The 23,950-nt window shown below is 31.0% G+C and carries 21 protein-coding genes and 1 riboswitch; of the genes, 2 read left to right on the top strand and 19 right to left on the bottom strand.

The genetic code is table 11. From position 1 onward, the window contains the following. Nucleotides 1–360: 360 nt before the first annotated feature. The 5 genes from ACWW38_RS12045 to ACWW38_RS12025 form a co-directional block, all read right to left on the bottom strand. Entirely contained in the window at nt 361–945 is a 585-nt protein-coding gene (locus ACWW38_RS12045; protein WP_456257798.1) for an ANTAR domain-containing response regulator, read from the bottom strand. Nucleotides 946–995: 50 nt separating this feature from the next. Then, on the bottom strand, nt 996–2,888 hold the full coding sequence (locus ACWW38_RS12040; RefSeq protein WP_456257797.1) for a histidine kinase dimerization/phosphoacceptor domain -containing protein: 1,893 nt from the start codon (nt 2,886–2,888) through the stop codon (nt 996–998). A 347-nt stretch (nt 2,889–3,235) separates the two neighbouring features. Further along, nucleotides 3,236–3,910, bottom strand: coding sequence for a phosphatase PAP2 family protein (locus tag ACWW38_RS12035; RefSeq protein WP_456257796.1), 675 nt, complete (start codon nt 3,908–3,910; stop codon nt 3,236–3,238). Between the two features lie 244 nt (nt 3,911–4,154). Next, the gene (locus ACWW38_RS12030; protein WP_456257795.1) at nt 4,155–4,277 is read right to left on the bottom strand and encodes a hypothetical protein; all 123 of its coding nucleotides are present in this window, start codon (nt 4,275–4,277) and stop codon (nt 4,155–4,157) included. A 6-nt stretch (nt 4,278–4,283) separates the two neighbouring features. Beyond that, nucleotides 4,284–4,865: a hypothetical protein gene (locus ACWW38_RS12025; RefSeq protein ID WP_456257794.1), complete on the bottom strand. Its 582-nt coding sequence runs from the start codon at nt 4,863–4,865 to the stop codon at nt 4,284–4,286. A gap of 293 nt (nt 4,866–5,158) precedes the next feature. On the opposite strand from ACWW38_RS12025, the gene ACWW38_RS12020 reads away from it, so the two are divergent. Next, nucleotides 5,159–6,019 (top strand): phage tail tip lysozyme, encoded by an 861-nt coding sequence (locus tag ACWW38_RS12020; protein ID WP_456257793.1) that lies wholly within the window; start codon nt 5,159–5,161, stop codon nt 6,017–6,019. A 378-nt stretch (nt 6,020–6,397) separates the two neighbouring features. On the opposite strand, the gene ACWW38_RS12015 is transcribed toward ACWW38_RS12020, so the two are convergent. The 6 genes from ACWW38_RS12015 to ACWW38_RS11990 all read right to left on the bottom strand — a co-directional run bounded on the left by ACWW38_RS12015 (nt 6,398) and on the right by ACWW38_RS11990 (nt 14,192). Further along, nucleotides 6,398–7,465 (bottom strand): mannose-1-phosphate guanylyltransferase, encoded by a 1,068-nt coding sequence (locus ACWW38_RS12015; RefSeq protein WP_456257792.1) that lies wholly within the window; start codon nt 7,463–7,465, stop codon nt 6,398–6,400. Between the two features lie 71 nt (nt 7,466–7,536). Further along, entirely contained in the window at nt 7,537–8,067 is a 531-nt protein-coding gene (gene cobO / locus ACWW38_RS12010; RefSeq protein ID WP_456257791.1) for a cob(I)yrinic acid a,c-diamide adenosyltransferase, read from the bottom strand. Further along, nucleotides 8,068–9,393: a cobyrinate a,c-diamide synthase gene (locus ACWW38_RS12005; protein WP_456257790.1), complete on the bottom strand. Its 1,326-nt coding sequence runs from the start codon at nt 9,391–9,393 to the stop codon at nt 8,068–8,070. Nucleotides 9,394–9,673: 280 nt separating this feature from the next. Continuing rightward, nucleotides 9,674–12,313 carry a magnesium-translocating P-type ATPase gene (gene mgtA, locus ACWW38_RS12000; RefSeq protein ID WP_456257789.1) on the bottom strand — a complete coding sequence of 880 codons (2,640 nt, stop codon included), beginning with the start codon at nt 12,311–12,313 and terminating at the stop codon, nt 9,674–9,676. Between the two features lie 388 nt (nt 12,314–12,701). Beyond that, a riboswitch (M-box (ykoK) riboswitch) is annotated at nt 12,702–12,863 on the bottom strand. A gap of 128 nt (nt 12,864–12,991) precedes the next feature. Continuing rightward, nucleotides 12,992–14,005, bottom strand: coding sequence for a recombinase family protein (locus ACWW38_RS11995; protein WP_456257788.1), 1,014 nt, complete (start codon nt 14,003–14,005; stop codon nt 12,992–12,994). Continuing rightward, on the bottom strand, nt 13,980–14,192 hold the full coding sequence (locus ACWW38_RS11990) for a hypothetical protein (RefSeq protein WP_456257787.1): 213 nt from the start codon (nt 14,190–14,192) through the stop codon (nt 13,980–13,982). The genes ACWW38_RS11995 and ACWW38_RS11990 overlap by 26 nt, the downstream gene beginning before the upstream one ends. Before the next feature lie 207 nt (nt 14,193–14,399). On the opposite strand from ACWW38_RS11990, the gene ACWW38_RS11985 reads away from it, so the two are divergent. Beyond that, nucleotides 14,400–14,963, top strand: a complete 564-nt coding sequence (locus tag ACWW38_RS11985; protein WP_456257786.1) for a hypothetical protein — start codon at nt 14,400–14,402, stop codon at nt 14,961–14,963. 10 nt (nt 14,964–14,973) lie between these two features. Here the strand turns inward: ACWW38_RS11985 and ACWW38_RS11980 are convergent, their stop codons facing one another. The 8 genes from ACWW38_RS11980 to ACWW38_RS11945 form a co-directional block, all read right to left on the bottom strand. Continuing rightward, complete coding sequence (locus ACWW38_RS11980) at nt 14,974–16,086, bottom strand: SLC13 family permease (protein ID WP_456257785.1); 1,113 nt, start codon at nt 16,084–16,086, stop codon at nt 14,974–14,976. 88 nt (nt 16,087–16,174) lie between these two features. After that, entirely contained in the window at nt 16,175–17,104 is a 930-nt protein-coding gene (locus ACWW38_RS11975; RefSeq protein WP_456257784.1) for an alpha/beta hydrolase, read from the bottom strand. A gap of 197 nt (nt 17,105–17,301) precedes the next feature. Next, nucleotides 17,302–18,798 carry a glycerol kinase GlpK gene (gene glpK, locus ACWW38_RS11970; protein WP_456257783.1) on the bottom strand — a complete coding sequence of 499 codons (1,497 nt, stop codon included), beginning with the start codon at nt 18,796–18,798 and terminating at the stop codon, nt 17,302–17,304. A gap of 247 nt (nt 18,799–19,045) precedes the next feature. Continuing rightward, nucleotides 19,046–19,750, bottom strand: a complete 705-nt coding sequence (locus tag ACWW38_RS11965) for an MIP/aquaporin family protein (RefSeq protein ID WP_456257782.1) — start codon at nt 19,748–19,750, stop codon at nt 19,046–19,048. Nucleotides 19,751–20,049: 299 nt separating this feature from the next. After that, nucleotides 20,050–20,421 (bottom strand): DUF1667 domain-containing protein, encoded by a 372-nt coding sequence (locus tag ACWW38_RS11960; RefSeq protein WP_456257781.1) that lies wholly within the window; start codon nt 20,419–20,421, stop codon nt 20,050–20,052. 4 nt (nt 20,422–20,425) lie between these two features. Further along, nucleotides 20,426–21,685: an NAD(P)/FAD-dependent oxidoreductase gene (locus tag ACWW38_RS11955; protein WP_456257780.1), complete on the bottom strand. Its 1,260-nt coding sequence runs from the start codon at nt 21,683–21,685 to the stop codon at nt 20,426–20,428. Between the two features lie 38 nt (nt 21,686–21,723). Continuing rightward, a complete protein-coding gene (locus ACWW38_RS11950; RefSeq protein WP_456257779.1) occupies nt 21,724–23,157 on the bottom strand; it encodes an FAD-dependent oxidoreductase in 1,434 nt (477 codons plus the stop codon). Between the two features lie 415 nt (nt 23,158–23,572). Continuing rightward, nucleotides 23,573–23,875, bottom strand: coding sequence for a hypothetical protein (locus tag ACWW38_RS11945; protein ID WP_456257778.1), 303 nt, complete (start codon nt 23,873–23,875; stop codon nt 23,573–23,575). Nucleotides 23,876–23,950 lie beyond the last annotated feature (75 nt).

The following is a 23,950-nucleotide window of genomic DNA, read 5'->3' as shown; positions in this document are numbered from 1 at the left end:
TTGATATAGCAATTATAGTTTTATAAAAATAGATGCCTCGTTTATACATAAGAATTGCATAATAATCCTTAAAACTCATGTATATACGAGGCACCTTAACCCCTAGAATTTTAAATCTACCATAAACTTAAAATTCCATATTAAATTTTTACTTTACTTTAACTAAAAGCTTAACTTTACTCATTTTATATCTGCCATAGATATAAAACATACTTCCTTATCCGTCTTAAATATCTGCTATTTGTAATTATTTACATTATATTCCATAAAAATCAATAAGTCAATATCTAAAACTATAAGTGTTTACCCTTATTTTAAAATAAATATAAAATAAAAAATATATGTTCTAGGAATTTTTTATTAACTTAGAATATTATTAGCATTTATTATTTCTTTAGCTATGTCCACCATTTTTTTATTATTATCTTTGCTCATTTTTTGCAATTTTTTCATTGATTCATCTTCATTTAATCTAAATCTGTCCATTATAATTCCCTTAGCTTTTTCTATATATTTCCGTCCTTCAAGAGCTCTTTCAGTACTTTGAAGCTTGTTCTTTATTTTTTCAAACTCTTTAAATTTAGACATGGAGACCTCTATAGCAACCTTTAAGTCATGAACATACACAGGTTTAATTAAATAACTAAATATTCCTTGTTTTGTTGCCCTTTCAATGGATTCTCTATCATAATAACCACTTACTATTATACTGGGTATAGATACTTGCTCATTAATTTTCCTAATAGCTTCAACACCATCTAAAATGGGCATATTAATATCTGTAATAATCAAGTCTGGTTTTTTATCTAAAGCCATTTTTATAACTTCTTCGCCATTAGCGGCTGTCCCAACAACTTCATGTCCAAGTTCCTTTAGATTATTAACTAAACCAATCAAACACAAATACTCATCTTCTGCTAGTAAGACTTTTAAGGATTTTTTCATAGATAAATTCACCTCTTATAAAATTTAATTATAAATTTAAAAAATCTTTCCTATTCATTAGAATTTAAATTTTTATTATAGACAACGAAAACCTTTTCATTTGGCAATTCAATCTTAACTTCTGTTCCTTTTTCCTTTACTATAAATTCTATATTTCCTTTAAATTCATATCTTATAATAGAAGAAACTATAGATACACCTAAGCTATCTACCTTATCTATATTAAAATTGTGGGAAATTCCTACACCATTGTCGTAAACCGATAGTAATATAATTTCTTTAAGCCTTTTACACTTTACGCTAATAAATCCGGTACCCCCATTAGGAAATGCATGTTTTACACAATTGCTGATTAATTCATTTATAATTAAAGCAATTGAAGTAGCCTTATTGTATGGAATAAATATATCATCTAATTCTAATTTAATCTTCAATTCTGAATTCATACTTCTAAAAAAATCCGCTATTATTTCTACTATATCCTTAATATTAATTATGCTTCTGCCCAATTTATCCTTAGCCAATAAATCATGTATTGCTGCTATACTTTTAACACGTGAAATGATACTATCCAAGATATCATTTAGTTTATCCTGAATATCATCATCTTTTACTTGTTTTTGCAAAGATATAATACTTATAATAGATTGCAAATTGTTTTTTATCCTATGATGACTTTCTTGAAGCAGCGCTGACCTCCCCATCAATCTTGTATCTTCAATTGCTAGTGCAGCATGTCTTGCAAAAGTTGATAAATATTTTGTTTCATCCTTAGAATGAGTATATAAACTTTCATAACAAATCTGGATAACTCCCGTTACCCGAGATCTTATCAAAATAGGGATGCAAATAATTGTTTTAACTCTATTATTTAGTTCAAAAATTGAAAAAAAGTCTTTCTCATGTTTATTGGAATAGTATATTTTTTTCTTTTCTGCAATGTTTAAAATAAACTCTTTTTTTAGTTTGCCTTCTAATTCTTCTTTAACTTTAAATTCTAAGGTATCTATAATGGTATTTGTCCCTTCATCAATTAAATAAGTAATACATTCATCAGCGTTCATAAACTTTGTAACTTGCTTAGATAGTAACAGTAATACATCATTTAACTCATATTCAGAAGTCAAAAATTCAGCAGCTTTAAAAACAGCATTTAAAACTTCTTCATTCTCATGGTACACATTTACTTCACTACTTCTATAATTATGCCTACCTAAAATATTTAGTAATTGTTGAGGGTTTTTTATAGCATCCTCAGTCATGATGGTTCTCTTTATCTTACCATCTAACATTATTGAAATCCTATCAGAAGCTTTCAAAGCTTCCTCCCATAATTTAGTAATATAGATTATACTTTTCCCATCCATTTTATATTTATCAATTATTTGATATAACTTTTGAACAGATTTAGAACTTAAACCCTCTGTAGGATTATACATAATTATTAATTTTGGATTACTTGAAAAAGCTATAGCTATATTTACTAGCTTTTTTTCTTCATTAGATAGTCTAGATACTTTAATTCTATAATTTATTGGAAAATTTAATTTTTCTAATAATTCTTTTGCTTCTTTATTAACCTTTTTCCAGTTAATAAAGGGCAAAAACCTTCTTTTTGGAAAACCTTTCAATGCTATATTTTCAGCAATGGATAAATTCTCAATTAGCATTGAATTTTGAGATAAAAATGATATGTTATCAATTTTTGAAATTTCTGAAACGTCAAAATCTCTACTTTTAAATATTACTTTTCCTTCTACATTTTTAACTTGTCCTAAAATAATCTCCATAAGTTTTTTTGTTATAGAATCATTATCACTTATTAAAGCATGAACTTCATTAGCTCTTACATCTAGATTTAAATCTAAATCTAGACTTTTTATGCTATCTCCTTTAAAATCAGAACTTTTTAAATCTCTAATTTGAAAAATAAAATTATCCAAATTAACCTCCTAAAATTATAGTTTATGAAACTCTATAATACTCTAAAATATGAAGATATTTTTAAGCCCTCAGAAATTATGATATATTAATTATTAAATTATATGAAATGTCCTGAATAAAATAGCCAAATAGAATATACTTTTTTTATCAATCTCCCTAATATTGTATATTTATTCTATATTTTTTTATTATTTCCTCCAAGTTTAAATTAAAAGAGCTGTATATTATTTAAATTCTACATTATAAAAGGTCACAGAGTTTTAAACTCTGTGACCCTTAAATTTTTATCCGATGACTACCCGATCTAATACTCCCTCTGAAGCCAAGAACTTTGTTTATATTATAATTAATTGGTATAGCTGTTTTTTCCTCTTATATCCAATACTATTTTAAGAAACATCAAGCAAAAGATTAGCCATACTCCACCAGCAGAAAATCCTGCTATTACATCACTAGGATAATGTACTCCTAGATATATCCTGCTAATACCTATTAGAAATATGAGAAGTGAAAAAGCAACTACAATTATCTTTTTAGCCACTCTATTTGTAAGAAAGAGTACTAAAAAGTAAGCTAACATTCCATAAAAGGCAAAGGACACCATAGAATGACCACTAGGGAAGCTGTATCCAGTTTCCGCTATAAGTGGATGAATAGTTGGTCGCGCACGGTGAAAAATCCACTTTAGGAATAAATTAAATATGGAAGAACCTGCTACAGCCATAGTAAAGAAAAGAGTTTCCCACCATTTTTTATTTAACATCATAAGGCAAATAACTAAAATTGCTAATCCAATTATAGCTGTTGTTGATCCCATAAAAGTAAATAGCTTCATAGTTCTAGTATTATCAGCTGAAATAAAGGATTGAATAAAATTAATTATAGTCATATCAAAGGTATGTAACTCTTTTTCGATAAGTTCCTCAGCAAACTTCCAAAAAATAAAGCAAAATACTATCAGAAGTCCAATGCCATATGAAATAAATCTTTTTGTAGGAATAGTTAGTTTATCTGTTCTCATTGTAAATCCTCTTTTCTCTTGTGGAATATGTAGGTATAAAATTTATCAATCATATGAAGGTTTTTGTAATTGTAATCCATATATTTTATTGAATATATCCAATCATTTATAAATATTAATTGTACTAAAAAATTGACAATTTTGTCAAACTGCTTAAAGATTTCAACATCATAATAATACCAAAACTAACCCATTAAAAAAACACTCCTCTTTTTGTGTTTTCTTAATGGGTTTCATTTTATTGTTATATAAAATATTCATTTCTAGTTTTTTGCTTAATACCACAGCCGCAGAAATACCCTCTATTTAGTATATTCTTAAATGGAACATTATCATTAACTTCATGAATCGTATATACATTTTTCATAAATAACTATCCATGAAAGTAACCGGTTCTTGATGAAACTACAACATAAGGTATTTGAGAACCATTTTTTTCAATATATGCTTGATATAAATCATCTTTCAAATGTTCTATTTTGACCACTTTTTCCCCATACTCCTCATATAAATCTTTTTTAAATAGCTCTTGCCAGTCACTAGGGATAGGTGCATTTAGAGTCATATAGTTGGCAAAGCTCTCTAAGTCGTCAGCGCGGCCTCCATTAGCTATATATTTCTTATATAAACTTTCAATATCAACTCGATCTAAGAATGTTCTACTCCATTTTATTTTTTGTGCTTCTGGTTTATTTTCTTGACCACTAATAATATAATTTTTAACTTTTTCTGAAATATTTTGATCTGAAGAAACTTTATCTTTCACGTCATTGTCATAAGAGACCTTTTTTTCTTGAGAATTACCTGCAGTTGTACAAGCATTAGATTCAGTATTTGCTTTTGCTCCATTTAAATTGATGTATGATCTACTAGTTATACTTGAACAGCCAGCAACAAGAAGTAATGATAAAGCTACGGCAGTTGCTGCTATTGATTTTTTATTAAATAAAGACATAATAACTATCCTCCTTTGCATTCAAGTCAGTTTATATTATTTCCTTCTCCTAAATTATATACACTTCAATACAGTTTATAGCTGCTTCAAATATTCTATCAATTGTTATTGGACTAGTGTTAATGTTTCCCCTCTCTTTTTAGACCAATTTTTCCTATAAAAGTAAAAACATTTTTATTATTGGTTTACAAAATACCTATTAAAACCTTCTTTATAGGTGTATACAAAATCAAGCTTGATTGAGTTTTACATCTTTAAAAATTAATCAATTAATAATTAGGAGGTAATATAAAATGGCAGAAAACATGACAGATAACGCAAGATATATATATTCATTTTTTAGAGCAAGAGGATGGACAAGCAATGCTATTTGCGGTATGTTGGGAAATATGCAAGGAGAATCTGGAATTATTGCAGATTTAGATGAATATGGCGGAGGTGGAGGATACGGCTTAGTACAATGGACTCCTAAATCTAATCTTACTAATTGGGCAAATGCAAATGGGCTAGATTATAGAACTGTTGATACACAATGTAGGAGGATACAATGGGAACTTGAAAATGGTCAACAGTTTTATGCAACAAGTGCCTATCCAATGAACTTTAGACAATTCACTCAGAGTACAAGTAGCCCTACTTATTTAGCAAAAGTTTTTATTAATAACTATGAAAGACCTGCTAATCCTGATCAACCTCAAAGAGGTGTTTGGGCTGAAGAATGGTATAGTTTTTTTGGTGGTGGTGGATCTACAGGCACTATAAATGTAACATATCAAACATATGATGATGTTACCAGAATATGGTTACCTAATGTAGTTAACACAACAGATTATGCTGGAATATATGGACATGATGTTGATTGTGTATATGCTAGTTTATCAAGCGGAAATATATACTACAAAGTACATGTTAAAGGCGGTAGCTGGTTAGCTGAAGTAGCAAACAGAAGTGATTACGCAGGTATAAAGGGACAACCTATCGACGCCTTAATGGTTAAAACTGATACTGGAAAAACTGTTCATTACAGAGTTCATTTAAGAACAACTGGTACATGGCTACCATATGTAACTGGATACAATTCAGCTGATGGCAATAACGGCTATGCAGGTATTTTCGGTCAGCCAATAGACGCAATACAAATATATTTAGACTAGTATTATAACTTTTCTAATTTAAAATGTAACTTATAAGAAACATAGAGTTAATAAATGCCACTTTCTTGGTGTGAATAAGATATAAATCTTCTCATCAGGAAGGTGGTTTTTATATGACTATTGCAAATGAACAGCTTGCCCTTCATTTTAAATAATACAAAAACTAACCCACCAAAAAAACACTCTTCCCTTTCTGTGTTTTCTTAATGGGTCTAATTTTATTCTTACATCCAATATACTTTTATCTGATGACTACCATCCGTAATACTCCAAATTCTAAAGTGGGAGATAACGGCTGATACGTCCCTAGATAAGGGCTTCTAAGCTTCAGTTGGAGAAAAAAACTCCACCTGAAGCTAAGAATCCTCTTTATCTAAACTATAAATAACCATCATACTTTTCCTGGTCTTTTATCATATTCACAAGATGCTTTATCTCTTGATCCTTGTTTTTATCCATGACAAGAAGTACATCCCCGGCATCTACTATAATAAGGTCTTTTATTCCAAAACCTATTATTAATTTATCTTTTCCAAAGACAAAACAATCTTCGCTTTGCTCTAGAAAAGTATTTCCCATTACACTGTTTCCTCTCAACTTACCCAAGAATCTGCACATAGAAGAAAAACTTCCTATATCATCCCATTCAAATTCGGATTTTATAACATAAGCTTTTCTGGTCTTTTGCATAATACCAAAGTCTACAGAAATACCCTCTATTAGGTTATACTGCTCATCTGTAGTTTTCTCTTCTTCCTCTGTTCCAACATCTTTATATATCTCCATGAGGCTTCTATACATCTTAGGAAGATACTTTTCCATCTCCCTTAAGAATACATCTGCTCTCCATGCGAACATTCCACTATTCCATAAGTAATTTCCATCAAGCAAAAAATCTTTTGCAACTTCAAGGTTAGGTTTTTCTGTGAACCTAGCTACCTTAAAGGTTGGGATATATCCTGCTATTCTATCTCCCATTTGAATATAACCATAACCGGTTTCAGGTCTTGTAGGATTTACTCCTATGGTTATAAGACCTCTTCTTCTTTCTGCAATCTCAACTGCTTGCTGAAGAGTATCTGTAAACAGCTTTTCTTGCTGTATAAAATGATCTGATGGAAGTACTAACATAACAGCATCTTTATCTTTCTTTAAAAGTTTAATTGCTGAAAGGCCTATACATGTTGCGGTCTCTTTATTAGCAGGCTCTATAAATATATTTTCTTCGTTAATATCCCATAACTCTTGTTTTATTTTATCTATATAATCTCTATTTGTAACAACATATATATTTTCTTTATTAACAATAGGAGTAATTCTATCTACAGTATTACGTAAAAAACTTTTTTCATTGATGACCTTTAAAAACTGCTTTGGGCTTTTTTCACGAGATAGTGGATAAAGCCTTGTCCCTTTTCCTCCGGCTAATATTAGTGCATATATCACTAAAACACACTCCATTTAAATTGTTCATACTCTATACTATGTAAAGGCATTAATTTCAGTGAATATTTTTATTATTTTTCTATTCCTGTTCTTGCTTCAACTCCATCTTTGTAATAGTGCTTAATTTCCTTCATCTCTGTTACAAGGTCAGCTAGTTCTATAATTTTCTCTGGTGCATATCTTCCTGTAATAACCACTTCAATATTTGATTTTCTGTTTTTTAATATTTCTATAACTCTATCAACACTAAAAAGTTTATAGTGCAGAGCAATATTAAGTTCGTCTAGAACTACTATGTCATAATCTCCACTAGTCAAAATTTCTTCTATTTTATTAAGTCCCTCTTCTGCTTTATGTATATCTTCCTCTTGCGGCTGGTTATATATAAAACAGTTTCTCCCAAACTGCTCCATTTTAAAGTTATGTAAAATATTTTGTGCATTAAGCTCACTATATTCCATGCCTTTTATAAATTGACCGAAGAATACCTTCTTTCCTGCGCATACTGCCCTTAATGAAAGTCCTAAAGCAGCTGTAGTCTTTCCTTTTCCATTTCCGGTATAAACATGAATGTATCCTTTTTCAAATAGATTATTCTCCATTTAATCACACCTTCTATTTGTTATAATTTGCTTTAAAAAATCCATATTACCAAAAAAATGAGTATGAGCATAAGCTGCTAATGTATTGTTTTTTACATAACCACACTTCCATTTCTTTGTTGTACCATCATACATATCCTTTTCTAAAGTATATATAGTTTTTTCCCTTAACTCTACATAAGATTTATGGAATTCATGACAGTTTATATGTAGATCTCTTTTAAGCATCGAGTTTTCATTATCTACTCTAATTTCAGCATAGCCAAAGTTTTTAAGTCCTTGGCTCATGTAAGCATCTCCTTTTAAAAAGCCTACTGAATTTTTTCCTTCTATATGCTGACAGAGGTACATGAGGCCTCCACATTCAGCATAAGCAGTTAGTCCATTTTCCAAAGCTGTATTTATGCTGTTTAGCATTTCCTTATTGCTGCTTAATTCATCTATAAAAACTTCTGGATATCCACCACCTAAATAAAGAAAATCTATATTTTTAGGCAATTCCACATCCTTCAAAGGACTAAAATATTCTACATGTCCTAGTTCTTCAAGGAGCTCTATGTTTTCCTTGTAGTAGAAACTAAAAGCTTTATCGTAGGCAATAGCAGTTCTTAATCCTATATTTTTAACATGATAATTATCTTTAAATTTTTCAGTTTCCTTAAAACACTTTAACATAAGATCTATATCTACATGTCTTTCTATTAATTCACTACAAAGCTGAATTTTTTTATCTAATTCTTCCACTTCACTGCTTTGTACAAGCCCTAAATGTCTGCTTTTAAGTTCAATATTTTCATTTTGAGGTAGGTATCCTAACACTTTTAATTTTTTACTGCAGTTTTTTTCTATAGCACTTTTTAAAAGTTTATAATAGCTTTCACTAATATTGTTTAGGATAATTCCTGCTATATTTGCATCTTCAAAGCCAACAAGCCCGTTTATTTCGGCACAAAGAGTTACACTTTGAGCTTTTGGAGTTATTACTAATATTATAGGTAAGTTAAGGAGCTTAGCAACTGATGCTGTTGAATATTCTGATGTTATACCTATACCATCGTATAAGCCCATTACTCCTTCAACAACACCATAGTCACCTTCTCCTCTGCTATATGCAGCCTTCACTCCATCTTCTCCCATAAGAAATAGGTCTAAATTTCTAGAGTCTTTAGATGTAATATTTTTATGGAATCCAGGATCAATATAGTCTGGTCCCACTTTATATCCCTGGACTCCATATCCTCTATTTATAAGAGCTTTCATAATTCCTAAAGTTACTGTGGTTTTTCCACCACCGCTACTATTTGATGAAATAACTATGCTTTTCATATACAATCCTTTTCTTATTTATATTTATTTGTTCTGTTTTAAATGAATGTTGATTTTTACATTCATTTAAAACTTTCCATTAGTAGGTTAAGGCTGTTTTAAAGATTGTTGAGTTCATTATAATGAGAAATTATAATTCTTATTTAGTATAACTTTTGTAGCGTTAAGAACTTTCATTTGTCTGAGCTTTGCGAGTTAATGAAAGTTTAGCTATAATTGTTATACTAAATTTAGAATTATTTTCGATATTATACGAAGTCATCAATCTCTTAAAACAACGCTATAGCCACCTGTTGAATTTCTTAATATATAATTTCTTTACAATTTGAGTTAATAGACAATAGCATAATAATATTCCAATAAGCCATGGAAAATAAGCTAATGGTAATGGCTCTAACCCTACTGATGCTCCAAACACTGTAAATGGAATACAAATACCTAGAGCTACAACTACTACTGTTATAAGCAATACTGGTTTTGATGCTCTGCTTTGTATAAATGGTATTTTCTTAGTTCTAATCATGTGAACTATTAGTGTTTGAGATAATAGCCCTTCTATAAACCATCCTGATTGGAATAGTCCCTGTGCTGCTGGTGTATTAGCCTTAAATACATACCACATTACTAGATAAGTTATTATATCAAAAATAGAACTTATAGGTCCAATGAACATCATAAACTTTCCTATATCATCTGCATTCCATTTTCTTGGCTTTCTAATATACTCCTCGTCCATTCTGTCCCAAGGAATTGAAATCTGAGACACATCATATATTAAATTTTGAATCAATAAATGAATTGGAAGCATAGGTAGAAATGGCAAGAATGCACTTGCTGCTAAAACACTAAATACGTTACCAAAGTTTGAGCTTGCTGTCATCTTTATATATTTAATTATATTTCCGAAAATCTTTCTTCCTTCAATTACAGCTTCTTCTAATACCATAAGGCTCTTTTCAAGTAAAATTATATCCGCTGATTCCTTAGCAATGTCAACTGCTGTATCAACAGAAATTCCAACATCTGATTCACGTAGTGCAGGAGCATCATTAATTCCATCTCCCATATATCCTACAATGTGTCCTTTGCTTTGTAGTACTTTTATTATTCTTGACTTTTGTACTGGTGACAATTTAGCAAATACTGTTGTGTCCTCTGCTACCTCTGCAAGCTTTTCATCTGTCATATCTTCAATGTGAGTTCCAAGAAGTATATTTTTTATTTCTATTCCTACTTCACTGCATATCTTCTTTGTAACTGCATCGTTATCTCCAGTTAATATCTTAACCTTTACTCCATGATCATTAAGAGCCTTTATAGCAGCAGCTGCAGAGTCCTTTGGTGGATCTAAAAATCCTATATATCCCATTAGGACCATGTCACTTTCATCCTTAACTCCAAAACTGTGCTCGTCTGGTATATCATTTTTCTGTGCTATAGCTATAACTCTCATTCCATCTTCATTTAAACTATCCACCATAGCTATAACTTCCTCTTTTATACTGTCTGTTAGCTCTACTACCTTTCCCCTATATTCTGCAAAAGCACATATGGAAAGCATCTCTTCCACTGCACCTTTAGTAATAAGCTGTCTTTTTCCTTCCTTATCCTGTAGCACTACAGACATCCTTCTTCTAGTGAAGTCAAATGGAATTTCATCTACTTTTAAATAGTGTTTCTCTAATTCATTATATCCCTTTTCTCCTCCAAACTCTAAAATTGCAACGTCCATTAGATTTCTTAGCCCAGTTTGATAATAACTGTTTAAATATCCATGCCTTAAAATTCTATCATCCTCATTGCCGTGAATATCTAAATGCCTTTCAACTACAATTTTATCTAAAGTTAATGTACCAGTTTTATCTGTACAAAGAATGTCCATAGCTCCAAAGTTTTGAATTGCATTTAGTCTTTTTACTACTGTTTTCCTTTTAGATAAGGCAATAGCTCCCTTTGCAAGATTTGTTGTTACTATCATTGGAAGCATTTCTGGAGTTAATCCTACTGCAATAGATATTGCAAATAATAGTGCTTCTAGCCAGTCTCCTTTTGTTATTCCATTGATAAAGAAAACTATTGGAACCATAACCATCATAAATCTAATTAAAAGCCAGCTTACGCTATTTACTCCTTTTTCAAAACTAGTTTGTGCTCTTTGTCCAACTAATGAAGCTGCCATGGATCCAAAATAAGTACTATCTCCAGTACCTACTACTACAGCAGTTGCTGTTCCACTGATTACATTTGTTCCTAAAAGACATATATTATCAAGGTCTGATACATTTATATTTTTATCTGTATTCTTTACAGCCTGGAACTTTTCTACTGGTTCTGATTCTCCTGTAAGAGCTGATTGGCTTATAAATAAATCTTTACAAGTTACTATTCTTACATCTGCTGGTATCATATCTCCAGCTGCTAAACTAACTATATCTCCAGGTACAATCTCTGACATATTTATTTCTTTTGTACCTATATCATTACGACATACAGCTGCAGTGGTTTTAACTAATGCTTTTAATTGTTCTGCAGCTTTACCTGATCTATATTCTTGTACAAATCTTAATACACCACTAACTCCCACCATTGTTCCTATAACAATAACTGTTCTCCAACTCCTATCCTGTGGACTAGCAATTATTACATCTGTAATTAAAGAAACCACTGCTAGTATAATCAGTACTATTATAAATGGATTAAAAAAAGCTTCAAATAATTGAACATACCATGGTGATGGCTTTTCATGAGATACTTGATTTAGTCCATATTTCCCTGCTCTCTCTTCAGCTTCATAAGTTGCAATTCCCTTAATATCTGTGCTAAACAATTTATAAATATCCTCTATATGCATTTTACTATAATTTAATAGTCTTTCTTTTATATTTTCAGTGCTTTGAATGTTCATGTTTCTTTTTTTCATGTTTCATACCTCCTTAAAGACAATAGAATACTAAGGGTCAAAAAAACTGTTTTTAACCCATAACTAAAACCATTATTAATTTTTAGAATAAATGGAATCTTAATAGAATTCGACTAAACACTTCATAGATAACAGTGAAAGGTATGAAAGAAACGCTTAACACTAAATTAAGAATGATACAAAGAAAACTTCTTTATTTCCTAATTAAGAAGAGTGGAAAAAGCATAGTTTCCAAACCTTCTTCTATTTTACAGCGTATATTCGTCCCCCCACTGTCCATACTACTATCGCCAATTTCCATTCTTCTCACCTCCAATGAAACTCAATATTTTTGAATTTAGATAAATAAAAAACCTCCGCCAAAATTTGAACATGACGAAGGTATATTCCCTTTGCTAACTCGTTCAAGTTTTGGCTCTGCAAGGCGGTGAAGTTGCATTAGGTTAAGCCTTCTTTGTTCGGCAAAACCTGCTGACCAGTTCAGAATGTTTCCACTCTTTTACGGCAGCAACCCATATCCTTGTAGTAACCTCCCCTACCGAGGCTTTATTTTCTTTTACAATAATAGTATATGCATTTAACATAATAATGTCAAACGATACCGCTTTCGATTACCTAATATAGCTTACAACTTCTCTCTTTATCTTAGGTCCCCTATAATAATTAGCATCATTCTCCTTATACTTTGCTAAATTTATAATATATTTGAATCTCCTTATTCTTTGTAAACTCATTTTCATGCACAACAATCTTTTCTATTAATGTTTCTACTATAAATCTATCTAATTCTTTAAAACTTAGTATTCTATCTACTTCATATCTGTACTTCTCATATAACTTTTCTATAAATTTGCTATTTCTTTTCATTTTGCAAACCTTTTCTCTTTTACTAGTTAAAAATGCCTGTTTACTCTGAATTCGCCGTGATATGTTTTCATAATTTCTATCACTGATTAGCTTATGTAGCTTATCCATATAAACTCTCTCAAATTGTTCATCTAATTTTCTAAGTTCTTTATCTATTATAGTTAGCTGCATTTCACAATTATCTTTACACTTAACTCTATCATTTGCCATCTTATAAAACTTGTCTTTATCAATTTTATCCTCTATATAGGTTTTTAAATCTTCAAAAATAGCATTTTTAATTAAGTCTTCCTTAACAGAATGTGCAGTACATCTTCCTCCACCTTTTTGACTGTTTGTACATTTATAACCTTTGTATCTCTCTCTATAGCACATATTGCCGCCGCATTCATTACATTTAAGTACCGTGGAAAAAAGATGCTCATTTCCATATTTATGTCTAAAACTCTTCTTTCTCCTTTTAATAAGTTCTTGAACATTTTCAAAAACCTCTTTGGATATAATTTTACAATACTTAGGATTCATAAGCATATATCTTATGGTATTACTAGTCCACAACTTATGTTCTTTGCTTGATTTATTGCTAATTGACGATGGAGAAGGTATCCCTCTATTATTTAGATTATTAGCTATTTTAGTCATACCCCATCCTTTAAGATAGAAATTAAAAATTTCCTTTACTACTTCCGTAGTTTCATCATCTCTAGGTATCAATTTTATATTTTTAATATCGCCTTCATAAACTTCTTTCAGCCTATACCCATAAGGAGGCTTACTTGCTACTGATATTATTTTATTTCTATCCATGCTTTTGAGATGTCTCATGGCACTCACCTCTTGACATTACTGATGCTTCTACTTTTTTATATTTACTTTTGCATAAGTTTTCTTCATTAGAATAGTTATCTTTTAATTCTAGTGAATTAAGAATATTTGCCACTACAAATTCCATCAATTTTTCAATATCCTTATTACCATACTTTCTAATTATATTTATTTTTCTTTTAGTCATTAAAAGCTCCTAAAATAAATTACTAATTATAAATATAATATGCAGTAAAAGCTTATTTCTTTACATAAAAAAGATTACCTGAAAATAGAAATATTATTAGGATACTGTTTATATAATGCATAAAAGTTATTATAATAATTAAATGCAAAAATAAGTTATTATCTAGGTATGATATTTTATAAATAGTTTTAAAAGGAGTAATACACTATGAAAAAGCCAAAGCTTATGTCAGTTATCATAATTATATTTGTTTTATTAGCAGGCATAATTTATTATAATAAAAATATTAGCAGCAAACCCAAAGAAGATTTGCCTTCTGGAAAATTAGCCTATAGTTTTGAAACTTTAGACGATATAGTTAGTTTCTCAGAACTTATAGTTGAAGCTAAGGCCACATCAGAACAAAATAGTCTTAGTTATGGAGGAGTAAAATTTGTAAAAACAAAAATATTGATAAAAGAAGTGCTTAAGGGTGATAAGAGTTTGTCAAATAGACAAATAACATTATTACAGACAAAACTTGAACAAGACCCTATAATCGGTAAAAACAATCATGTGATACTGTTTTTACATAGATATAAAGGGCCTGTTATAGATGATGCATATGTATGTGCAGGACTATATCAAGGACATTACAAAATAAAAGATAATAATTTAGTAATACAAAGTATAGATAATGCTCTTAGTGCTGTTGTAAAAGATATTACTAAGTATAATTTTAATGATTTAACCGATAAAATTAGAGAGAAAAGCAAAAATAAAGATAATTAAAATAATATCTTTATACGAAAACAATATAGTTTACTATTCCTATTAAAATTAAACTTATAATATTGTAAGCTGTAAACCTAATCAAATATTTCTTAGTAGCATCTGTAGTTGAATAATCACAATATAACTTATAAGATATAACACTTGCTAGTGATGCTATTAAAGTTCCCATGCCGCCTATATTTACTCCAAGCAGTAATTCTCTCCAATTGTCAGTAAAGCTTGATAACAATATTGCGCAGGGTACATTGCTAATAGCTTGACTTAATCCTAATGCAGCAACATAGGTTTTTGCTTTGTTATCTAAAAAACTTACTAAATAGGAACGTATTAAATCCATATTAGATAAATTTCCTATGAATATAAAAAAGCATATAAACGTAATTAGTAAAAAATAATCTACCTTTCTTAATAAATTTCTATCTAAAATTAAAACTATAGTTAAGGTAACAACAAATATAGCCTTATAATCTATAATACTAAATACCGAAAGTATTATTAATAAAAATAATACTCCATAAATTGCACTTTTCTTCTTATCTTGTATATCTATATTTTCCAAATCAAATTCTAAAATACCATTTTTAACTTTTAGATTTAAAATTATTAACCATATTCCGCCAATAATTACAAAAGGGGTAGTAGCCTTAAAAAAATCTAGAGGTTTCAAATTATAGAAGGAAAATAAGAATAAATTCTGAGGATTTCCCATAGGTGTAAGACTGCTTCCAATATTAGCAGCTAACGTTTGGAAAATTACAGTATTCATAACATTGAATTTTGCTCTATTTCCTATAATTAATGCCAGTGGTACAAAAGTTATTAATGCCACATCATTAGTTATAAGCATAGAACTAAAAAATGTTATTCCTATTAACACCAGAGAAACCTTTCTAGCATTTTCATATCTATTTAATATTTTAACAGCAAGCTTATCCATTATTTTTAATTCTTCAAAAGCTTTAACCATTACCATTAAATTAAATAAACTTAATAAAACTTTAAAATCTATATACTCTAATTTGGGCATAGATATAAAAGATGTTACTATAGCTAATATTACGGATATAGTAAACACTATTTCTCCTTTTAGCTTCTCTATTGCCTTTCCCAAGTTTATCACCGTCCCTGGATAATTATACGATTATACAGGATTTTAGGCAATAAAAAAGGGGATTTCTCCCCTATATTCTTCTTTCTATCATATATAACTAATTAATATGCTTATCTAACCACACTATTAGATCTTTCACAACTTCTTCCTTATTAATCTCATTAAACATTTCATGTCTTCCATCTTTATATAGCTTGTATTCTAAATCCTCTATTCCTACACTTTTATAGAGATTTACAAGTTTCAATACTCCCTTTCCGAAGTTCCCTACAGGATCTTTATCTCCAGAAAAAATATATATAGGTAAATCTTTTGGTATCTTGTTCACTTCTTCTTTTCTAGCTATTAATTTAAGTCCACCTAATAAGTCATAATAAAATCCAGTATTATAAATATATCCGCAATAAGGATTCTCAATATACTTGTCTACTTCTTTTTCATCTCTACTTAACCAATCAAATTCCGTTCTATTAGGCTTAAACGCTCTGTTAAATCCTCCAAAACTAAGTCGAGACATTAAAGTACTTTTTTTATCTCTACCAAGCTTTTTTATTTCTCTTCTTGCTACTATTCTGCCAATATCAGCTATAATTCCTTGACTTCCATTAGAACCTGAAAGTATAGTTCCTGATAGCTTATCACCATATAAGCAAATAAATCTTTGTGTTAAGAATGAACCCATGCTGTGTCCTAATAAAAATATAGGTAAATTAGGATTTTCATCTCTAATAATTTTACTAAGCTTATATATATCCTCTACCATTAAATTAAAACAGTCCTCATTGAGACATCCTAGACTATCAATTTCTTTAGCAGTTTGTCCATGACCTCTGTGATCATCTCCATATACAATATAACCAGCTTCAGTTAATTCTTTGGCAACACTTTCATATCTTTCTGCTGATTCTGACATACCATGAGCTATTTGAACTACACCTTTAATTTTATTTTCATCTTCTGGACTCCATTTATAAGTGAAAATATCCATGTCACCTATTCCTTTAAAGGTAAAAGTTTCACTTTTCATATAATGTCCTCCTTTTATCTACCTATAAGTAGGCAGATTTATACTCTATAATAATTAAATTTCTTTATCGTAAAATTGTCAAGAGCACTAATTTCTTAAAGCTTTTAATTATAAATATGATATTGATATAATTAAAAGCTCTATTTTTATTGAAAAATTTAGTGCCCTTTTATCTTTTGAGTTTTAATATATTATATTTACTTTTCCCATCCTTGTGATCGCTTGATAGCTTTATGCCATCCATCAACTAACTTAACTCTCTTTTCTTCTTCCATATTAGGAGTAAACGTATTGGAAAGTTTGCAATTTGAACAAATATCGTCTACATCTTTCCAGTATCCTACTGCAAGTCCTGCAAGATAAGCTGCTCCTAATGCAGTAGTTTCTATAACTTCTGGTCTTCTAACAGGAGTATTTAATATATCTGCTTGGAACTGCATTAAGAAATTATTAGCACAAGCTCCGCCATCTACATTTAATGCTTGTAATTTAATTCCTGAATCTTCTTCCATAGCCTTTAATACATCATGAGTTTGATATGCCATTGATTCCAATGCCGCTCTTATAAAGTGTTCTTTCTTAGCACCTCTTGTAAGTCCAACCATTGTTCCTCTTGCATAAGAATCCCAGTATGGTGCACCAAGTCCAACAAAAGCAGGTACTAGGTAAACTCCATTTGAATCTTCTACTGCTGTTGCATATCTTTCAGATTCTGCCGCACTTTTTATCATTCTAAGTTCATCACGTAGCCATTGAATAACAGCTCCGCCTATGAATACACTTCCTTCAAGAGCATACTCTATTCTTCCACCATAGCAAGCAGCCATAGTTGTAAGTAATCCGTTCTTAGATTCTACTGCTTTGTCTCCTGTATTCATAAGTAGGAAACATCCTGTTCCATAAGTATTCTTAGCCATTCCTTCTTCACAGCAAACTTGACCAAATAATGCTGCTTGTTGATCTCCAGCATCTCCAGCAATTTGGATTGGTGAACCAAATATTAATTCATCAGTTTCTCCATAAACACAGCTAGATGGCTTAACTTCTGGAAGCATTGATTTTGGAATATTGAATTCTTCTAATAATTTTTCATCCCATTTTAATTCATGGATATTATATAACATTGTTCTTGAAGCATTTGTATAATCTGTAACATGTACTCTTCCTTTAGTTAGATTCCAAATTAACCATGTATCTATATTTCCGAAAAGCAATTCTCCTCTTTCTGCTTTTTCTCTAGCTCCTTCTACATTATCAAGTATCCATTTAACTTTAGTAGCTGAAAAATAAGCGTCTAGCACTAGTCCAGTTTTTTCTCTTACTGTTTTATCAAAGCCCTTTTCTCTTAGTTCATCACAGTATTCAGATGTTCTTCTGCATTGCCAAACTATTGCATTATAAACAGGAAGTCCTGTTCTCTTGTTCCATACAACTGTAGTCTCTCTTTGGTTTGTTATACCTAATGCTGCAATATCTGTTGCATTAAGTCCAGCTCTTGCTAGAGCTTCACCTGCAACTCCTGCTTGTGTTCCCCAAATTTCCATAGCATCATGTTCAACCCAACCTGCTTTAGGATATATTTGTTTGAACTCCTTTTGAGAAACGCTTACTATTTCCCCACTTTTGTTAAATATTATACATCTTGAACTAGTTGTTCCTTGATCCAAGGACATTACATATTTTTGCTTTTCCATGCTTATTCCTCCTCATTCTTTCCACATTAATATCCTTAAAGGTTTACATGTAATATATAGGATATATAAACAGAATTCTTGGCTTCAGAGGGAGCTTTTACTACCTCTGAAGCTCAGAAATCGTTATCCAGGGACGTAGCCGCTCTTTACTCCCACTTTGAAGAAAAGCAGAGAGTCCAAATCTCTGATTTGGTGCGAACCGCTTTCACAGAGTGCGATGTGAGTATTAGAGCGGGTAGTCATCGGATTAAAATACTAATTTAAATACTAGAGCTCCTAGAACCCCTCCCATTATAGGTGCTAAAACTGGGATCCAAGAATATTCCCAATCTGAGTCCCCTTTTCCTGCTATGGGCAATATAGCATGTGCTATACGTGGGCCTAAATCTCTTGCTGGATTAATAGCATATCCTGTAGGTCCACCTAATGAAAGTCCAATGATAAAAATAAGTCCTCCAACTGCTATTGTATTTAACCCTGGTGCCATTTGAACTTGTCCTAATCCTAGAATACCAAATACCAACATGAATGTTCCAATAACTTCCGTAGTAATATTAGCTATAGTGTTTCTTATTGCTGGTGCTGTGCAAAATACTCCAAGTTTTGTAGCTTTATCCTCTGTTTCTCCCCAGTGTGCTAAATAAGTTAGCCATACTAGAGTAGCTCCTGCAATTGCTCCTAACATCTGAGCTGCTATGTATTGTGGCACTAAGCTCCATGAAAATTTCCCTAGTACTGCAAGTGCTATTGTAACTGCTGGATTAAAATGAGCTCCACTTATTGCTCCAAATATAAATGCCGGAATTACAACTGCCAATGCCCAAGCTGTAGTAACAACAATCCATCCACCATTTTCCCCTTTGCTCTTTTTAAGGGCTACACCTGCAACTACTCCATCACCTAGTAAAATTAAAATCATCGTTCCTAAAAATTCTCCCATTAGGTTAGACACTCTCTTCTCCTCCTTAGTTATTGTACTTTGTTTATTATTAATTCATGCTTTAGAAGCATAATTTTTATACCTTTATTCCACTACAGTTATAAACTTTTTAAAACATAAGATTTTTATTACACAACTGTTGTAAACGTTTTTAACCTACATACTTAATTAATTAGAGACAAAAAGAGCCATCATTAAGAAAGGGAACTCTATTCCCTTCTCAATAATGGCTCTCTACTCTCCGCCATAAATATTAAATTTTAATATTTATGAGAAATTTACTCTTCTAATATAAATATAGTGTACACTTTTTAATTTATTTTTGCAACAGTTTTTGTAGCAATGATATCTACCCCTGTACCTGCAACATCCTCAACTATTACATCACCAGTATTTATAGGTGCATTTATTACTATTCCTTTAAGTGCCTCTATACACTCCATAATTTTATCTTTTGGAATATCACTTTTCGTCTTTACAGAAACTGAATCTATCTCCCCTCCATTTACCTTAACAGAAGATGTAACTATTCTAGTTGGGTTTGTACATTCCTTTTCTGCATAGGTTTTACCTCTTAGACAAGTATTTCCCTTAACGTCTTCTACTTTACCCTCTTTTATAGTTACTTCTAGTTCGCATCCTATTGGACATCCTATGCAAATTAAATTTCTTACCTCGCTCATTTTACTATTCTCCTTCCACTTTCACAGTAATCTTCTTACAGTCAGGATACTTTTCAAACATTTGTGTTGTAAGTTTTACTGTTTCCATTTCACCTGGAGTAAGTATTCTCTTCTTTGTGTGAAGTTCTCTTACATCATCAAAATAAACAGAAATATAGCTATCTTTATATACATCTCCAACTCTAAATCTCACTTCTACAGCTTTATCAATATTTTTAGGATTTATATACTTAGGAACTGTATATCTTACTCCATCTGTTCCTGCTAATTCTATTCCTTTTTCATTGAAGCTTTCACCCTTCACATATCTTGCAGCATTCTTTCCTGCATTTATACTTTCAACTGTAACATAATCTACTAAGTCATGTACATGGAGTACATTTCCACAGGCAAATATACCGCTAACATTTGTTTGAAGGCTTTCATTTACTTCAGGTCCTCCAGTAATCTGTGATAGATTAACATTAGCTTTATTTGACAATTCATTTTCTGGTACAAGCCCTACTGATAGTAACAATGTGTCACATGTTATATATTCCTCTGTTCCCTTTATAGGCTTTCTATTTTCATCAACTTTAGCTATTGTAACTCCTTCAACTCTATCCTTCCCATTTATATTAGTTATAGTGTGTGAAAGCTTTAGAGGTATCCCAAAGTCATCTAGACATTGTACAATATTTCTTTTAAGTCCTCCAGAATAAGGCATAAGTTCAACTACAGCCTTAACCTTAGCTCCTTCAAGGGTCATTCTTCTTGCCATTATAAGACCTATATCTCCGGAACCGAGTATAACTACCTCTTTACCTGGCATGTATCCGTCTATATTAACAAACTTTTGTGCTGCTCCTGCTGAATATATTCCAGCACATCTGCTTCCTGGAATGTTTATAGCTCCTCTTGGTCTTTCACGACATCCCATAGCAAGAATTATGGCTTTAGCCTTTATTTCTAATATCCCATCCTCTTCATTAACTGCCACTATCTCTTTATTTTCATTTATATCTATTACCATAGTGTTTAACTTAAATGGTATTTGCATTTCCTCTGCTTTTTTTATAAATCTTTCCGCATATTCTGGTCCTGTAAGCTCTTCTTTAAAAGTATGAAGTCCGAATCCATTATGGATACATTGGTTAAGTATTCCACCAAGACAATTATCTCTTTCTAGTATAAGAATATTTTCTACTCCTTCTTCTCTAGCTCCTATAGCTGCTGCAAGTCCAGCTGGGCCGCCACCGATTATTACTATATCATATTCTCTCATTTCCCAATCCTCCAAATCTTAATAGATAATGCTATTCACTAAATTTCCTTATTTTTTCCTATTAATATATTAGACTTTCCGCCGAACTTAGTTATTTCTGTCTCAGGAACGTTTAACTCCCTTGATAAAATAGCAACTATCTTTGTAGAACAAAATCCAGCTTGGCATCTTCCCATACCAGCTCTTGTTCTTCTCTTCACTCCATCTAAGTCTCTAGCTCCAAGAGGTCTTCTTATAGAATTTATTATTTCACCTTCTGTAACAGTTTCACATCTGCATATTATTTTTCCATAAGATGCATCTTTAGCTATAAGCTGTTTTCTCTCTTCATTATCCATTTCTCTGAATTTAGGAATCCCATGTCTTATTGGGTTAAACTCCATATTTTTAGCTGGAGAAAGTTTCTCTACTACTATACCTTCAACCATTTCTGCAATAGCTGGAGCACTTGATAATCCCGGTGATTCGATTCCAGCTACATTTATAAATCCTTTTACATCCTCAGCTTCTCCTATTATAAAGTCATCTCCAGTGCTATGGGATCTCAATCCTGAGAATGAAGTTATGATTTGTCTCATTGGAACTTCTTTTAATGTCTTCTTTGACTTACTTAATATCTCATCTATTCCCTCTTGGGTAGTGCTTAAATCCGTTTTATCTTCTATATCTAAAGCATTTGGCCCTATAAGAAGGTTTCCATCTACAGTAGGTGTAACTAAAACTCCTTTTCCAAGGTTAGTTGGAAGCTGGAATAGAGTTCTTGTAGCCATTCCCCCTGCCACCTTATCAAATAGGCAATACTCTCCTTTTCTTGCTATTATATTAATCTTGTTTTTGCTAATCATATTATTTAAATCATCTGCAAATAGTCCTGCAGCATTGATTACTAATTGACTTTCATAATTTCTAGTGCTTGTTTCGATTATAAATCCATTTTCATCTTTTACTACGCTTTTAACTTCACTGTTAAAAACAAATTCTACTCCATTTGCATTTGCATTTTCAGCATATGCTATAGTCATTTCGTAAGGGCATACAATTCCACCAGTTGGTGCATACAGTGCTGCCACTGCTTCATCACTTATATTAGGTTCTAATTCTATTAACTTTTCTCTGTTTAATATTTCAAGTCCAGGAACTCCATTTTTTTGTCCTTTTTCTTTTAATTCTTCTAGTTTTTCTATATCACTTTCACTAAAACATAATACTAAAGAACCATTTCTTTTGAATGGAAAATCTAGCTCTTTTGACAATCTGTCAAACATAGCATTTCCCTTAGCATTTAATTTACCCTTTAATGTATTTGGCTTTGCATCATGGCCTGCATGAACTATTCCACTATTAGCCTTTGAAGTTCCAATAGCAACATCTGGCCCTTTTTCTAGTACACAAGTTTTTAATTCATATTTTGATAATTCCCTAGCTATACTACACCCTATAACTCCTGCGCCAATAATTACTACATCAAACATTTTATACCTCCCCTTCTCAAACAAAAAAAGCCATAATCTTAAAGGGTGCATCCCTTCAAAATCATGGCTCTCTATACTCCGCCTTGTATATTAATTTATAGCTTAATTATAGCACTAACTATATTTTTGTCAATGAATATTATGAGCATTTTGCAAAGCAAAATCAATCCCCAGTTACCAGTCCCCATGCTATAGAACTAAACGATTCACAAAAATCATAGATTTTGGTTTTCTGCTTATCTTTCCATTATTGTCTATTTCACTTACTTTTGTGGTAGTTTTGAACCTAGTACCTTAGCGGATAGGTAAAATGACTCCACTTACTCTTCTAGGATAGCTTAGGCTGAATTTATTATTTCAATTTATATATCTTGATTAAGCTACTTTGTAGTTAGTTGTTTTGCATTATTTTTTATTATTCTATATGATATTCACGTGCAACAACTATAAGCGAAGCTCCATCTTCCTCATCTGTATTTACAAATACAAACTTTCGATATGGTGCAATATCTTTTATTTCACATATTGCATATAGGATCATACCTACAGATCTTTTTTCAATAACTTCTTGCACGTTTGAAAGCCTTACACTAATAATTTCTCCTTCTTGGCTTTTAAGCAATACTGTAACCTCATTACCACTATTAATTATCTTTTCTACTTTACTATCATGCACTTTGTAACTTCCAATACATGCAACAAAATCATTATTTTGCATTATATCATCTCCTAATATTTAAATAATTTAACTTTCATAACTTAATAATCTAAATAATAAACTATCAACAACCAA

The organism is Clostridium sp. JNZ J1-5 (assembly GCF_053901425.1).
Note: the sequence above shows the minus strand (reverse complement) of the source record. Positions and strands in the feature narration are given on the sequence as shown.

What these genes read in the sequence shown, in the direction of transcription:
- ACWW38_RS12045 (WP_456257798.1), bottom strand. Translation starts at nt 945, where the DNA reads ATGAAAAAATCCTTAAAAGTCTTACTAGCAGAAGATGAGTATTTGTGT.
- ACWW38_RS12035 (WP_456257796.1), bottom strand. Translation starts at nt 3,910, where the DNA reads ATGAGAACAGATAAACTAACTATTCCTACAAAAAGATTTATTTCATAT.
- ACWW38_RS12030 (WP_456257795.1), bottom strand. Translation starts at nt 4,277, where the DNA reads ATGAAAAATGTATATACGATTCATGAAGTTAATGATAATGTTCCATTT.
- ACWW38_RS12025 (WP_456257794.1), bottom strand. Translation starts at nt 4,865, where the DNA reads ATGTCTTTATTTAATAAAAAATCAATAGCAGCAACTGCCGTAGCTTTA.
- ACWW38_RS12020 (WP_456257793.1), top strand. Translation starts at nt 5,159, where the DNA reads ATGGCAGAAAACATGACAGATAACGCAAGATATATATATTCATTTTTT.
- cobO (WP_456257791.1), bottom strand. Translation starts at nt 8,067, where the DNA reads ATGGAGAATAATCTATTTGAAAAAGGATACATTCATGTTTATACCGGA.
- ACWW38_RS12005 (WP_456257790.1), bottom strand. Translation starts at nt 9,393, where the DNA reads ATGAAAAGCATAGTTATTTCATCAAATAGTAGCGGTGGTGGAAAAACC.
- mgtA (WP_456257789.1), bottom strand. Translation starts at nt 12,313, where the DNA reads ATGAAAAAAAGAAACATGAACATTCAAAGCACTGAAAATATAAAAGAA.
- ACWW38_RS11995 (WP_456257788.1), bottom strand. Translation starts at nt 14,005, where the DNA reads ATGAGACATCTCAAAAGCATGGATAGAAATAAAATAATATCAGTAGCA.
- ACWW38_RS11990 (WP_456257787.1), bottom strand. Translation starts at nt 14,192, where the DNA reads ATGACTAAAAGAAAAATAAATATAATTAGAAAGTATGGTAATAAGGAT.
- ACWW38_RS11985 (WP_456257786.1), top strand. Translation starts at nt 14,400, where the DNA reads ATGAAAAAGCCAAAGCTTATGTCAGTTATCATAATTATATTTGTTTTA.
- ACWW38_RS11975 (WP_456257784.1), bottom strand. Translation starts at nt 17,104, where the DNA reads ATGAAAAGTGAAACTTTTACCTTTAAAGGAATAGGTGACATGGATATT.
- glpK (WP_456257783.1), bottom strand. Translation starts at nt 18,798, where the DNA reads ATGGAAAAGCAAAAATATGTAATGTCCTTGGATCAAGGAACAACTAGT.
- ACWW38_RS11960 (WP_456257781.1), bottom strand. Translation starts at nt 20,421, where the DNA reads ATGAGCGAGGTAAGAAATTTAATTTGCATAGGATGTCCAATAGGATGC.
- ACWW38_RS11955 (WP_456257780.1), bottom strand. Translation starts at nt 21,685, where the DNA reads ATGAGAGAATATGATATAGTAATAATCGGTGGCGGCCCAGCTGGACTT.
- ACWW38_RS11950 (WP_456257779.1), bottom strand. Translation starts at nt 23,157, where the DNA reads ATGTTTGATGTAGTAATTATTGGCGCAGGAGTTATAGGGTGTAGTATA.
- ACWW38_RS11945 (WP_456257778.1), bottom strand. Translation starts at nt 23,875, where the DNA reads ATGCAAAATAATGATTTTGTTGCATGTATTGGAAGTTACAAAGTGCAT.